Annotated in this window: 12 protein-coding genes; 2 read left to right on the top strand and 10 right to left on the bottom strand. The window is 62.3% G+C overall.

Annotation, left to right across the window (positions count from 1 at the left end; translation table 11 throughout):
• Positions 1-20 precede the first annotated feature (20 nt).
• The 3 genes from C5748_RS12840 to C5748_RS12830 form a co-directional block, all read right to left on the bottom strand.
• A complete protein-coding gene (locus tag C5748_RS12840; RefSeq protein WP_105742329.1) occupies positions 21-428 on the bottom strand; it encodes a hypothetical protein in 408 nt (135 codons plus the stop codon).
• A gap of 36 nt (positions 429-464) precedes the next feature.
• Positions 465-791, bottom strand: coding sequence for a hypothetical protein (locus C5748_RS12835; RefSeq protein ID WP_105742328.1), 327 nt, complete (start codon positions 789-791; stop codon positions 465-467).
• A gap of 452 nt (positions 792-1,243) precedes the next feature.
• On the bottom strand, positions 1,244-2,638 hold the full coding sequence (locus C5748_RS12830) for an aminotransferase-like domain-containing protein (protein WP_245429071.1): 1,395 nt from the start codon (positions 2,636-2,638) through the stop codon (positions 1,244-1,246).
• Between the two features lie 222 nt (positions 2,639-2,860).
• On the opposite strand from C5748_RS12830, the gene C5748_RS12825 reads away from it, so the two are divergent.
• Positions 2,861-3,283 (top strand): DUF983 domain-containing protein, encoded by a 423-nt coding sequence (locus C5748_RS12825; protein ID WP_105742326.1) that lies wholly within the window; start codon positions 2,861-2,863, stop codon positions 3,281-3,283.
• A 260-nt stretch (positions 3,284-3,543) separates the two neighbouring features.
• On the opposite strand, the gene C5748_RS12820 is transcribed toward C5748_RS12825, so the two are convergent.
• Together C5748_RS12820 and C5748_RS12815 are read right to left on the bottom strand one after the other, a co-directional pair.
• Positions 3,544-4,152: an FMN-dependent NADH-azoreductase gene (locus C5748_RS12820; RefSeq protein ID WP_105742325.1), complete on the bottom strand. Its 609-nt coding sequence runs from the start codon at positions 4,150-4,152 to the stop codon at positions 3,544-3,546.
• Between the two features lie 46 nt (positions 4,153-4,198).
• Positions 4,199-4,522 (bottom strand): hypothetical protein, encoded by a 324-nt coding sequence (locus C5748_RS12815; RefSeq protein WP_105742324.1) that lies wholly within the window; start codon positions 4,520-4,522, stop codon positions 4,199-4,201.
• Positions 4,523-4,660: 138 nt separating this feature from the next.
• Here C5748_RS12815 and C5748_RS12810 point away from each other — a divergent pair, with 138 nt between their 5' ends.
• A complete protein-coding gene (locus C5748_RS12810; protein WP_105742323.1) occupies positions 4,661-5,557 on the top strand; it encodes a LysR family transcriptional regulator in 897 nt (298 codons plus the stop codon).
• Positions 5,558-5,701: 144 nt separating this feature from the next.
• On the opposite strand, the gene C5748_RS12805 is transcribed toward C5748_RS12810, so the two are convergent.
• The 5 genes from C5748_RS12805 to C5748_RS12785 form a co-directional block, all read right to left on the bottom strand.
• Positions 5,702-7,492: a PAS domain-containing sensor histidine kinase gene (locus tag C5748_RS12805; protein WP_105742322.1), complete on the bottom strand. Its 1,791-nt coding sequence runs from the start codon at positions 7,490-7,492 to the stop codon at positions 5,702-5,704.
• A gap of 318 nt (positions 7,493-7,810) precedes the next feature.
• On the bottom strand, positions 7,811-8,077 hold the full coding sequence (locus tag C5748_RS29480) for a response regulator (RefSeq protein WP_105742321.1): 267 nt from the start codon (positions 8,075-8,077) through the stop codon (positions 7,811-7,813).
• Positions 8,078-8,132: 55 nt separating this feature from the next.
• The gene (locus tag C5748_RS12795) at positions 8,133-8,990 is read right to left on the bottom strand and encodes an aldo/keto reductase (RefSeq protein WP_105742320.1); all 858 of its coding nucleotides are present in this window, start codon (positions 8,988-8,990) and stop codon (positions 8,133-8,135) included.
• 23 nt (positions 8,991-9,013) lie between these two features.
• Complete coding sequence (locus tag C5748_RS12790; protein ID WP_105742319.1) at positions 9,014-11,248, bottom strand: xanthine dehydrogenase family protein molybdopterin-binding subunit; 2,235 nt, start codon at positions 11,246-11,248, stop codon at positions 9,014-9,016.
• A complete protein-coding gene (locus C5748_RS12785) occupies positions 11,245-12,222 on the bottom strand; it encodes an FAD binding domain-containing protein (protein ID WP_105742318.1) in 978 nt (325 codons plus the stop codon). The genes C5748_RS12790 and C5748_RS12785 overlap by 4 nt, the downstream gene beginning before the upstream one ends.
• Position 12,223 lies beyond the last annotated feature (1 nt).

Raw genomic sequence — 12,223 nt, 5'->3', positions numbered from 1 at the left:
GCTGAGTATTGTGTTCTGCGCTAGTGCCGCGACGGGAAGCTGCGACGTCGCGCGAGAGCGGAAACAGATGCCATCTCGCCTACAGCGGCGGTGGACCGTAGCCCCGGGAAAAAGTTTTCGGATGACGAAATGATCGTGGCCATGACTTTTTTGTCCTCTCCGGCAAAACCCGCAGGAAAGAAGCTAAAGAAGGACATGGCGATCGAGAATAGTACGCACGGCTCGCGCACTAATACCAACGTATCAAACAGATCATCTCCGCGGATCAGGATGATCTCGTGATCGGCCCGCCGCTTATCGGACCACGGCGACAGCAACGTAATGATTCTATGACAAAGAACGCCAATAGGCAGCCTCGGTGGAGGCTGCCTATTTCGTTTCAAGATTGCTCCATCGGCTACGGTCCCGTCGTCCGAACCGACGGTCATCGGAGCTATCATGGCGTCTATGTCTGAACCAGCGATCTACCGCCTGAATCGAAATGGCAGATCGTTCTGTTCGCTGGGACCGAAGTCATCCGCAGCATTGTAACCTCTGTAGGCCCGGTCCATGCCACTGGGCAGGGCTGGGACATGATAGGGTGCGGTCATCCGGCTCTGGCCGGTGCTGGAGGTGATAGCTCCGATGTCAGGGCCACCGGAGTACTGTCTGAGACGAGGCGGCAGATCATTCTGTTCGCTGACGCCGAAGTCGTCCGCTGCGTTGTAGCCGGAGTATCCCTGCGCATTGGCGCCGAAAAGGCCGAGCCCAAGCAAGGCAGAAGTGGACGTGAGAAGGATGAACTTGCGCATTGCATTTCCTTTCGTGTTGGCTCTGTTGGGTCAGGGTGCTTCTGACCGCGCTGGTACGGTTGAAAGGCTACCGGACGCCCTGTACGCCAACCACCACCCATGCATGTGCCGGTCACGTCGGTAGGTGTTAGCGCGCTAACACTCTGGTTTTCCAGAGCCATCCGCTCGTGCGGGTGGCTTCGCAAATTCACATTCCCGTACCGCCAGATAGTCCAAATGGGCTGGCTCCAGACGCGCACTTGGAGGGAAATGATCGGCTATTCCCGCGAGCGCTGAGGCTGGATCGAGCACGAGCCGATTGCTCCGGTCGCTTCGCGCTTTGGAAATCCTACACCACCCAGCCCTGCTCGACCGGCAGAACATGGCTGACCATGTCGATGGTCCCGCAGATGTAGCAAGGCTTGCCGGTTGTCGTGCTCATTGCCGCCTCCCCTCCCCAGAGAGCAGGCCGATCAGACGACGACCCGAGCGGCGTAGGATGGCCGCTCCAGCAACCGTGCCAGCAGCGTCAATCCGCGTTCGAGCGCGGCCCGATCAGGCGCTACGCCGAGCGATACGCGAACCGCCCGCTCGGGATCGCCTGAGATCGAAAACGCGCCGGAAGGGACAATGGCGATACCGGAACGGTCCGCCTCGGCGGCGAATTCCTCGGCGCGCCAATGGTCGGGAAGCTTCAGCCACAGATGATGGCCGTTCGGATCGGCGAAGAAGGTGGCCGTGCCGAGCGCGGTAGCGGCAAGCTTCTGTCGTTCCGCACTTTCGTGCCGCACGGCATCGGTGACCTCACGCGCTGTCCCGTCCGCAATCCAGCGCGCCGCGAGTGCTGCCATCAGCGGCGGGGCCATCAGGCTCGTCGCGCGCAGGATGCCCGCAAGCCTCATCGCCCCACCGGCATCGGGCGCAACCGTATAGGCGATGCGCAGCGCCGGCGTCAGGCATTTGGAGAGCGTGGCGATGTGCCAGGTGATATCCCCAGCGATCTCGGCGAAGGTCGGTACGACTTGCTCTCGAAGGCAGGAATAGGGGTCGTCCTCGATAATTGCGACGGAATGGCGGCGCGCGATTTCCGCGATTTCGCGCCGCCGCCCCTCGGGAAGCGTCGCCGTCGTTGGATTGTCGATGGCCGGAATGACATAGAGAGCCCGCGGACTGCGCTCATGGCAAACACGCTCAAAATCCTCCGGCACAATGCCATTCTCATCTATGGCCAGACCGACGAGCGGCAGATTCAATTGTGCGGCAACTGCCTTGAAACCGGGATAGGTCAGTCGTCCGGCGGCCAGAGCCTCGCCTGGCTTAAGCAGCGCCGAGCAGATGGCAAAGAGCGCACTCTGCGCGCCGCCAGCGACGATGACGCGGTCAGGCGCAAGCGAGCCGAGCCGTTCCGCAAGCCAGGCCGCGCCTGCGGCGCGGTCCGGCGCGCTGCCTTCGCTTTGCTGGTAGTGAAGCCGCAACATGCCCTGCGGCGCAGAAAGGATGCCTGCGATGGCCTCGGGAATGCGGCGCTGGAGGGCCGCGCCCGCAGGTTGCGGCGGAATGTTCATGCTGAGATCCACCGGACGGTCGGCGGAAGCCGCCGCTATCTCGGGCGCCGCGCGCACGAAGCTGCCACGCCCGGCATTGGCTTCCACCAGCCCACGCCGCCGCGCCTCGTTGAAGGCGCGCGTCACCGTCGTGACGTCGATGCCCAGCGCCTCGGCAATGGCGCGCTGCGGAGGCAGACGGTCGCCCGGCTTCACCAGGCCTTGGCGAAGGTCGGCTTCGAGCGCCTCCACGAGGCCAAGATATTTGAGCCGGGAATCCTCGACGGTCCAGGGCTTCCACGAGAACATTGGTACTCCTTGCATGCTATTTTCCCATACGAAGAGATATCCTGACGATGCAACCGGACAAGATTAAGCTCCTTATACACCGCATTCTCCAGCTCGCCCGAGTCTTGATGTCTGGCGCGACAAATGCACATATTCCATACAATGATCTTACATCGATGCATACAATCCTTATATAGCGGTCAGATGTATGGGCGGATTGGCCCTTCGCATCTGTTCCCAAACGCGAAAGGAACGATCATGTCCAACAAGACCGCTTCCGCCGACCGCCAATGGCCGCCGCTCCCACCGATGAAGACGGGCATACGCGGGCGCTGCCCGCGCTGCGGCGAGGGACATCTGTTTGATGGTTTCCTTAAGCTGCGAAAGGAATGTGAGGTCTGTGGACTGGACTATTCCTTTGCCGACCCGGCAGATGGCCCCGCATTCTTTGTCATCTGCTTCGCCTGTGTGCCCAGCGTGGCTTTCGCCGTCTGGCTGGAGGTCGCCTACCAGGCGCCTTTCTGGGTGCATCTCTTTACGACAATGCCATTCATGCTCATTACCTGCATCCCCCCGCTAAGGCCGCTCAAGGGGTGGCTAGTGGCAAGCCAATATTATTACAAGGCCGAAGAGGGGCAGCTTGTAAGGCCTATCGTGTCCAGCTCGACTGGGAAACGGTAACAACCATTTGGTAAGCCGGCCCCAGAGCAATAGCTCCTGACTAAGTTTCCAAAGAGCCTCGTCACACTTCCGAGGCTCTTTGGCTCTCTGCCTTATGTGGTCAGGATGAGCGCATCCGCAGTCCCTGAAAGGAATTGAACAATGGCACGCCACCGCTCCCGCCTTTCACCGAACAAACGACAGCACAGAACTCCGCCTGGGAGAAGACGGCTGGAACAGCCGCAATCCCACCAGGTGGCGCTCACTTATACCATGGGCAGCTATGATGCGATGGCTGCGATCTCACCGCGTGCGCTGTCGATTGCGGTTGCACGAGCCTGTTCGCTGATGGCGACACCCTCGGCCCGCACGACCGTCACATCCGTGATGCCGAAGAACCCAAAGATCGCTCGGAGATAGCTCTCCTGATGATCGAGCGCTTCCGCCGGCGAACCCGGCCCGTAGAAGCCGCCGCGCGACGAGGCGATAATCAGCTTCTTGTTGCCGACAAGGCCCTCGGGGCCGCTCTCGGTGTAACGGAAGGTTGCACCGGGAACCGCGAGGCGGTCGATCCACGCCTTGAGTTGGCTGGGAATGCCAAAATTGTACATTGGCGCTCCCAGTATGATGAGGTCCGCGGCAAGGAATTCTTCCAAAGCGGACCGGCCCGCCGCGATGTCCTCACGAACCTGCGCGTTTTCCGGCGCCGTGCCCTGCGCGGCGGCAAGGTGTGCGCTTGACAGATGATCGATCTGTTGGGCGGCAAGATCGCGAACCGTCAGCTCGGCATCAGGATGTCGCCGCAGCGCAGCCTCGACGATCTCGGCGGACAGCTTTCGGCTCACCGAAGCCGGCCCGGTGATGCTCGTATCGACATGTAGGATTTTCATAGTGGTGCTCCGACGCCTGCCTGGGGTGCAGTTCAGTTTCCTTTCCTTAGCTGGGGCCGAAGTCGTCCGAAGCATTGTAACCCCTATAGATCCAACCCCTGTAGACCCGCTTCGTGTCACCGGGCTGCTCTAGAGCGGGGTAACCGGTATGCATCCTGTCCCTGTCCGTAATAACCCCGACGTCGGAGCGACCGAACTGCTGCCTGCCGTGGGATGGAAGGTCGTTCTGTTCGCTGAATCCGAAGTCGTCCGAAGCATTATATCCGGCGTGGCTCTGTGCGTTGCTGCGGCTGTTGTTCTGCGCGTAAGTGCTTCCAAGGCAGAGCCCGAGTATGGCGAGAGTAGAAGTGAGGAGAATGAACTTGCGCATTGGTCTTTTCCTTTTGATCTGAGAGGATCCATTCGATTGTTCGAGTCCTCTCTGACCGGGAATATGGACACGCGGCGCCAAACGGATAATGTCGAATAACCAGAATAGACTATATTGGAGTGCCGAAGAGTGAGCCTCATGACCGCGCCTGGTTTCGCGGAGGCAAATGCCTTCGTCACCGTCCTGGAGCAGAAGAGCTTTACAAGGGCGGCGAAACAGCTCGGCCTCTCACTGCCGCGGGTCAGCGAGTTGGTGCGCAATCTGGAAGAGCGCTTAGGCGTGCGGCTTGTCGAGCGCACCACACGGTCGGTAAGTCCTACGATTGCCGGCGAGCACCTGCTTCAGCGGCTGCGGCCTGTACTCGACGACTACCGGGCCGCGCTGGAATCCACGAACGAGTTCCGTGACAAGCCCGCGGGCCTCCTGCGGCTGACGGTGGCCCCGCCGGCCGCGGACTCTGCCCTTGAGCCGGCGGTTTCGTCATTTCTCGCGCTTTACCCTGAGATCAGTCTCGATATTTCCGTCGACAGCGGGCTGGTCGACATTGTTGCCGGCCGCTTCGATGCCGGAATCCGGGCGGGCCAGCGGCTTGAACGCGATATGATCGCCGTGCGTATCAGCAATGAAATTCCGGGCGTGGTTGTCGCTTCGCCGCGCTATCTGGCCGAACATGGCGAACCAAGGACACCGCAGGAACTGGCAGAGCACAATTGCTTCAGTGTTCGCCTGCCAAACGGGGCAACAATTCCTTGGCGTTTCCATGCGAAAGGCCGGCCGGTCGAGGCCCATGTAGACGGTCGCCTCACCGTCAACACGGCAACAATGCAGGTACGGGCAGCGGTTGAGGGCATGGGGCTCTTCCAGGCAACGCGAGAAATGGTCGCTCCCGAACTTGCTGCGGGTCGGCTTGTGACGGTCCTCGACGAATGGGCGCCGCCGCCGGTGGACGGGTTCTTCCTATACTATCCGAGCCGCCGGCAGATGCGGCCGGCCCTAAAGGCGCTGGTCGACTTTCTGCGAGAGCGCAGGCGTTAAATCAGCACCGTCTTTGGACTCAGCGACGATAGGAGAAGCAGCCAAGATGGCACGCCACTGTGGCGGCAGACCTCAACTTTCTTGGTCACTGCGAACTTGCTACTGATAGCAGAATCGTAGCAGTGAACTTGTCGCTGCGTCCTTTCAGTGCGAATTGGAGGCCGCCGGAAGCGTAAAGGAGAAGCGGGCGCCGCCATCGGAGCTGTTGTTGTCGGCAGTGAGGTGTCCGCCGTGAGTCTCGATGATGGATCGGCAGATGGGCAGGCCCATGCCCATACCCCCCTCCTTGGTCGTGAAGAAGCTCTGGAAGAGCCGACCGAGGTGCTCAGGCTCGATGCCAGGTCCGCTGTCCTCGAGTGTGCAACACACCGTGGCAGGATCAGGCGCGATGGTCCGAATGGTAATTCGGTGCGCAGCACCTCCCGCTTGGGATATTGCCTGCATCGAATTGAGGGTGAGATTGATGATCACCTGCTGGAGCTGGATTCGGTCAGCGAGCACCCGCGGCGCGATTGGCGCCGGTTGATGCGAGACGGTGACTGCCCGCGACTGAACTTCGTGGTGGAGGAACTGCAACGCCTCGCGTATGACATCGTCGAGTGAAAGCAGCGTTTGTTGGGGCGCCTGCCTGGCGGCCATAGCACGAATGCGCGCAACAATATCGACTGCGCGTCGGGCGTCCGCGACGATGCTTTCGGTCACCTCGCGCAGTTCGCTGATATCCGGCTCGGGGCGGCCGAGCCAGCGCAAGCCGGCCTCGCCGTTGGCGGCGATGGCGGCAAGCGGCTGGGTGACTTCATGGGCGATCGAGGCGGAAAGCTCTGCAAGGCTTGCAGCCTGCGAAGCGCGCGCGAGCCGATCTTGCGCCTCGCGAAGAGCCTCCTGTGCCCGGATTTCGTCGTCGATATCCACCGTCACGCCATACCATTCGAGAATGCGGCCATCCTCGTCGCGCAACGGATCCGCGCGACCTTCAACCCAGCGGTACACACCATCGGCTCGGCGGCGGCGGTACTTCATTGCGAATGTCTCACCCGTGCGGAAGGAATGCATCAGGCTCTCTCTCAGGGCAAGCATGTCGTCGGGGTGGATGGTGGTTTCAATGGCCCGCGAAAGGCGCGTGCAGTCCGGAGAGTCAAGGTCCTCGATCGCCAAACCACTGTAGGCCGCCAGCCGCTTGTTTATGTAGGTCGGCTCTCCTTCGGCGGTCGTGCACCAGATGAGCGACGGCACCGTATCGACAAGTCTTCGAAGCCGCTGCTCGCTCGCCACCAAGGCTTGCTCGGCTCGCTTCAGATCATCGATATCGACGTCCGTTCCGTACCATTTGGTAACGTTGCCGTGCTCATCTCGCACCGGTTCGGCTCGCGCCAGAAACCAGCGATATTGCCCATTGGAACCCCGCAGACGGACTTCGCATTCGAAGGAGGTGCCAGCTTCTACGGCCATTTCCCAAGCCTCGGCGTGTCGCGGCGCATCCTCCGGATGGAGCACCCGCCCCGAGCTTGGGGCACTTTCGGGAGTAAACCCGCTGTAGGACAGCAGACGTTGATTGTAAAAGGCATGCTCGCCGCTGGACGTAGCAGTCCAGACATTGACCGGAATGGTGTCGATAGCCGCGCGCAACTCCGCTTCCGCCTGGCGGGCCCGCTCTTCCGCCTCCTTGCTTTCGGTGATGTCCGAGACCGCACCGAAATATTGGCGGCCGTTTGATCCGTTTGGCGCGGCATGGGCGACAGCATGAACGTATTTGACGGAACCGTCGGGCATCACCAGACGATGCACCAAATCAAAACCTTGCCCGTCGTTTGCCGCTTGCTCGATGACCTGCCGCGCTATGGCAGCATCATCGGGATGCACGACCGGCACCTCCAACTCTCGCGCTTTGGCCTCCGCGCTTTCGAGAAGCGCTCGGGCTTGATAAGACACGTACATCGTCAGTTGCCTCCCTTTTTCGGCAATGCTGATGCACGTTGCGTTACCTGATTGAGCTAATCGAGTTTAGGTCTGTGAAAGCGTGTTAAGCCTTGTTGCCGTCCCGTCGGCCGTGGCGAAGTGCCAACCGAAAAGCACCTACCAACGGAAAGATCAAAGTTTGACGGAGGAGGTGTGATCTTGCGCCCTTTGTCTCGCAATTTCCCGTCCCGCCCGGCCAAATATTCGTCCTTGTTGACGAGCTTCCCTACCGACTGAACCGCAACCTCCATGGGGTCGGACCTTCTATCCAGGATTGGGTCAATTTGGCTTAAGCGCTCAAATGCATTCAGCGAGAGCCTTCGCGTCGATCGGCTTCCTGAGGAAGCACAGAGCACCGCTTGCAAGAGCTTTCTCTTCGAGGCCCAGCTCGGCACGCGCCGGGATCATGACGACGGGTATGCAGCATCCACGCTCGTCCATGGTACGCTTTAAAGCGATGCCACTCATACCCGGTATTTGGATATCCGTAATAACGCAAGAAGAGTCCGATATGACGCCTGATTCGAGGAACTCTTCGGCGGACGCGAACCGCGCTATAGCCAAGCGAACGGATCAGCCTGACAAGAGCGTTTTGCAGAGACAGGTCGTCATCGACACTTCACGTACCATCATCGAGCGCTGCAAGGTCCTCATCGCTGAGCTTGATCTCGGCGGCGGCGATGTTCTCCTCCAAGTGCGCATGCTTCGACGTGCCCGGGATCGGCAGCATGACGGGGCTGCGCTTCAGCACCCAGGCAAGCGCGATCTGGCCCGGCGTTGCGCCATAGCGGGGCGCAATGGCCTCCACCGGACCACCCGGGCGGGCAAGGCTGCCTGCCGCCAACGGATACCAGGGAATAAAGCCGATGCCCTGAGCCTCGCAGTAGACAAGCACGTCCTCGCTGCCGCGGTCGGCGAGGTTATAGCGGTTTTGCACCGTCGCGACAGGAAACACTGCCTGTGCCGCCTTGACCTCCTCGACCGATACCTCGCTCAACCCGGCAAAGCGGATCACGCCGGTGTCGATCAGCTGCCTCACGGCCGCGAACTGCTCGTCGCGTGGCACGTTCGGGTCGATACGATGCAACTGCCACAAGTCGATGCTCGCGACATCGAGAATGTCCCGGCTCTTGTGCGCCTGTGCGATCAGATATTCGGGCTGTCCGTTCGAAACCCAATTGTTCGGTCCCGGTCGCATCAGCCCGCCCTTGGTTGCGATGAAGAGACCGCCGTAGGGATGGAGCGCCTCACGGATCAGGCGCTCCGAGATCTCGGGGCCGTAGGAATCCGCGGTATCGATAAAATTGACGCCGAACTCCGGCAGAGCCTTGAGCGTACGCAGGGCTTCCGCGCGGTCTTCGGGCTCTCCCCAGATGCCCGGCCCCGTGATGCGCATGGCGCCGAAGCCCAAGCGGGTGACGGGTTGTTCCCCGCCGATTTTGAAAGTTCCGGATGCGGCAGCGTTCACGGATGTCATGGCTCGCCCACAGGTCTAGGGGGTTAAACACTCAGCACATCTTCGATCCGGATCGGGAGGTTACGTACGCGCTTGCCCGTGGCATGGAAGATGGCGTTGGCGATCGCCGGCGCGGTACCGACCAGGGCGATCTCACCCAGTCCCTTGACGCCAAGCGGATTGACGTGAGGATCGTCCTCCTCGACAAAGTGCGCCTCCATCTCCGGGATATCAAGGTTCACCGGCATCAGATAGTCGGCCATGTGGGCGTTCACCGGCCGGCCGTCGCGAGGATCGAGCGCGGTGCGCTCCATGAGCGCCATGCCCATTCCACCGATCATCCCGCCGGTGCACTGGCTCCGGGCGAGAAGAGGGTTGACGACGCGGCCGATCCCGTAAGCGCCGACGATACGCCGGACCCTGATCGTGCCGACATCGGGATCGACAGCGACCTCGGCAAACACCGCACCGAACGAGTGCATGGAATAGCGCGAAGCGACCTCCGGATCGCGCTGCGCCGAACCCTCCGCCTCGATCGGCCGACCGGCGCTCGCCGCGATATCGCCGTAGGGCTGGCCCCGGGAGGCATCTCCACGCCGGTGCAAGCGACCCTCATTCCATTCGACGTCCCCGGCCGACGCACCGAACACCGGCGAGTGCTGGTCGGCAATAGCCAGCCTCGCAGCCTCCTCCTGGACCGCGATGCAGGCCGCGCGGATCGCCGAGCCGACCGACGCCATGGTCCACGAGCCGCCGTGGGAGGGCGTGGGAGGGTAGTCGGTTTGGCCGAGGCGAAACCGGACCCGCTCCGGCGGCACGCCCAGGAACTCGGCCGCGACCTGCGTCATCGACGTATAGGTGCCGGGGCCCATGTCACTGGCCGCCGCCTCAACCTCGACCGTTCCATCGGCGAGCAGCCGCACCCGAGCGCTCGCCGGCGCGTGGAAGGCCGGGTAGCTGGCCGACGCCGCCCCCATGCCTATCAGCAGCCGGCCATCGCGCATCGAACGCGGCTCGGGCGACCGCCGCGACCAGCCGAAGCGCTCGGCAGCGAGATCGTAGCATGGCATCAGCGAGCGGCTCGAGAACGGCCGGTTCTCGGCTTCGTCCAGTTCGGGCTCGTTGCGGCGGCGCAACTCGATCGGGTCGATGCCGAGCTCGTAGGAGAGTTCGTCCATGGCGCATTCGAGGGCGAAGACGCCGCTCGCTTCGCCCGGACCGCGCATGTGATTGGGCGTGCCAGTGTCGAGCGGGATGAGCCGGTATTCGGTGCGCAGGTTCGAGCACGAATACATGAAGTCGGTGACCGAGGTCAGCGCCTCCATGAACTGCTCATAGCGGCTGGTCTCGCCGGCACCCTGGTGCACGAGGCCGGTCAGTTGTCCATCCATCGTCGCGCCGATGGCGATGCGCTGCAGGGTGTGCGGCCGATGGCCGGTAGTGAAGAACATCTGCTTGCGTGTCAGAACGAGCTTGACCGGCCGCCCGACATGCCGTGCCGCCAGTGCCGCCAGCGTGACATGCGGCCAGGTTCTGAGGCTTGTACCGAAGGCACCGCCGATGAAGGGGCAAATCACGCGCACATTCTCGGTCGGCAGACCGAAGATGGCGGCGATCTCGGCCTGCTCGTTGACGAGATACTGGCTCTTGCTCCACAAAGTCAGGCGGTCGCCATCCCAGGCGGCGATCGTTGCATGCGGCTCCATGGGATTGTGGTTCTCACGAGCCATGCCGTATCTTGCGTCGACCTTCACCGGTGCGTTCGCTACCGCTGCATCCGCATCGCCGCGCGACCGGTCAGCCAGCGTTCTGGCACCAGGCCGGGCCGCTGCCTCGGGCACGATCCTCTGCGTATCGGGTCCGGTGGGATCGACAATCGGAGGCTTGGCTTCATAGCTGATACGCAGCGCCGCGGCCGCACGTTCGGCATCGTCGAGCGTGTCGGCCACGACGACCGCGACCGGCTGACCGTAGAAGCGCACGGTATCGTCCTGTAATACATGCAGACGCTCCCCAACAGCGGGATCGATGCCAGCCTTGTGCGGCAGATAAGGCAGCCTTTCGGCATTGTGATGCGTGAGCACCGCGACAACTCCGGGCATCTCTTCGACCGGGCTGATGTCGATGCCGGTCACCCGGCCGAGACCGGCGGTGGCGCCGACAATCACCGCGTAGGCCTGATCTGGCTGGTTGAAGTCGGCCGCATAGCGGGCGCTCCCGGTCACCTTTCTGGGGCCATCCACGCGCCGTAGCGACCTTCCGATGACACTCGTGTTCATGCGACTTCTCCCGACATCTCGAGGGCGCGGACGATCGTCCGCGGCAACAGTTCGACCTTGTAATGATTGTGGCTTAACGGGCGGGCGCCCTCCGTGGCCAGTTGAGCGGCCGCTTCGAAGGTCGGGCGATCCGCGGGCTTACCGACAAGTGCCTCCTCGCAGGCTCTCAGACGCCACGGCTTGGTGCCGACACCGCCGACGGCGATACGCGCGGAGCGGATGACGCCGTCCTCCACATCGAGCGCGGCGGCCGCCGAAACGAGGGCGAACTCGTATGACGCGCGGTCCCGCACCTTGAGGTAGCGCGCGCGGCGACTGTCGGGCCCGCCGGGCACGCGGATGTCCAGGACCAACTCGCCCGGGAGCAGCGTATGTTCGAGATGCGGCGTGTCACCCGGCAGGCGAAAGAGGTCTTCCACGGGAAAGCTTCGCTCGCCATCCGGACCACGAACGCGCATCGTCGCATCCAGGGCAACGAGAGCTACCGCGACGTCGGAGGGATGGGTCGCCACGCAATCGTTGCTGGTGCCAAGGATCGCATGGCCGGCATTAAGGCCGTCGATCGCCGCACAGCCCGAACCCGGGTCGCGCTTGTTGCAGGCCGTGTCGAGCATGCGAAAGTAGGGGCAACGGCAGCGCTGCAGCAGGTTGCCGCCCATCGAGGCCATGTTACGCAGCTGCGGCGAAGCGCCTTCGATCAGGCTCTCGGCGATCACTGGCTGGAGACGTCGCACCTCGGGATGGGCGGCGACCTCGGACATGCGGGCAAGCGCGCCGATGATGAGATCGGAGCCCTCAACGCGGATGTCGCTCATGGACAGCGAATTGATATCGACTAGGCGCTCCGGGTGTTCCACCTCCTCACGCATGAGGTCGACCAGCGTGGTGCCGCCGGCGATGTAGCGGCCGCCGGATGTCGCGGCAGCTATGGCAGCCTCGACGGAAGTCACTTTCTGGATTGTGAAGGGAAGCATG

The organism is Phyllobacterium phragmitis, assembly GCF_002980495.1.
Taxonomy (GTDB): domain Bacteria; phylum Pseudomonadota; class Alphaproteobacteria; order Rhizobiales; family Rhizobiaceae; genus Paramesorhizobium; species Paramesorhizobium phragmitis.
This window is presented reverse-complemented; position numbering and strand designations above follow the sequence as displayed.

Bases quoted from the DNA above. Each gene is read 5' to 3' on its own strand.
- C5748_RS12840 (WP_105742329.1), bottom strand. From the start codon at position 428: ATGACCGTCGGTTCGGACGACGGGACCGTAGCCGATGGAGCAATCTTG.
- C5748_RS12835 (WP_105742328.1), bottom strand. From the start codon at position 791: ATGCGCAAGTTCATCCTTCTCACGTCCACTTCTGCCTTGCTTGGGCTC.
- C5748_RS12830 (WP_245429071.1), bottom strand. From the start codon at position 2,638: ATGCAAGGAGTACCAATGTTCTCGTGGAAGCCCTGGACCGTCGAGGAT.
- C5748_RS12825 (WP_105742326.1), top strand. From the start codon at position 2,861: ATGTCCAACAAGACCGCTTCCGCCGACCGCCAATGGCCGCCGCTCCCA.
- C5748_RS12820 (WP_105742325.1), bottom strand. From the start codon at position 4,152: ATGAAAATCCTACATGTCGATACGAGCATCACCGGGCCGGCTTCGGTG.
- C5748_RS12815 (WP_105742324.1), bottom strand. From the start codon at position 4,522: ATGCGCAAGTTCATTCTCCTCACTTCTACTCTCGCCATACTCGGGCTC.
- C5748_RS12810 (WP_105742323.1), top strand. From the start codon at position 4,661: ATGACCGCGCCTGGTTTCGCGGAGGCAAATGCCTTCGTCACCGTCCTG.
- C5748_RS12805 (WP_105742322.1), bottom strand. From the start codon at position 7,492: ATGTACGTGTCTTATCAAGCCCGAGCGCTTCTCGAAAGCGCGGAGGCC.
- C5748_RS12795 (WP_105742320.1), bottom strand. From the start codon at position 8,990: ATGACATCCGTGAACGCTGCCGCATCCGGAACTTTCAAAATCGGCGGG.
- C5748_RS12790 (WP_105742319.1), bottom strand. From the start codon at position 11,248: ATGAACACGAGTGTCATCGGAAGGTCGCTACGGCGCGTGGATGGCCCC.
- C5748_RS12785 (WP_105742318.1), bottom strand. From the start codon at position 12,222: ATGCTTCCCTTCACAATCCAGAAAGTGACTTCCGTCGAGGCTGCCATA.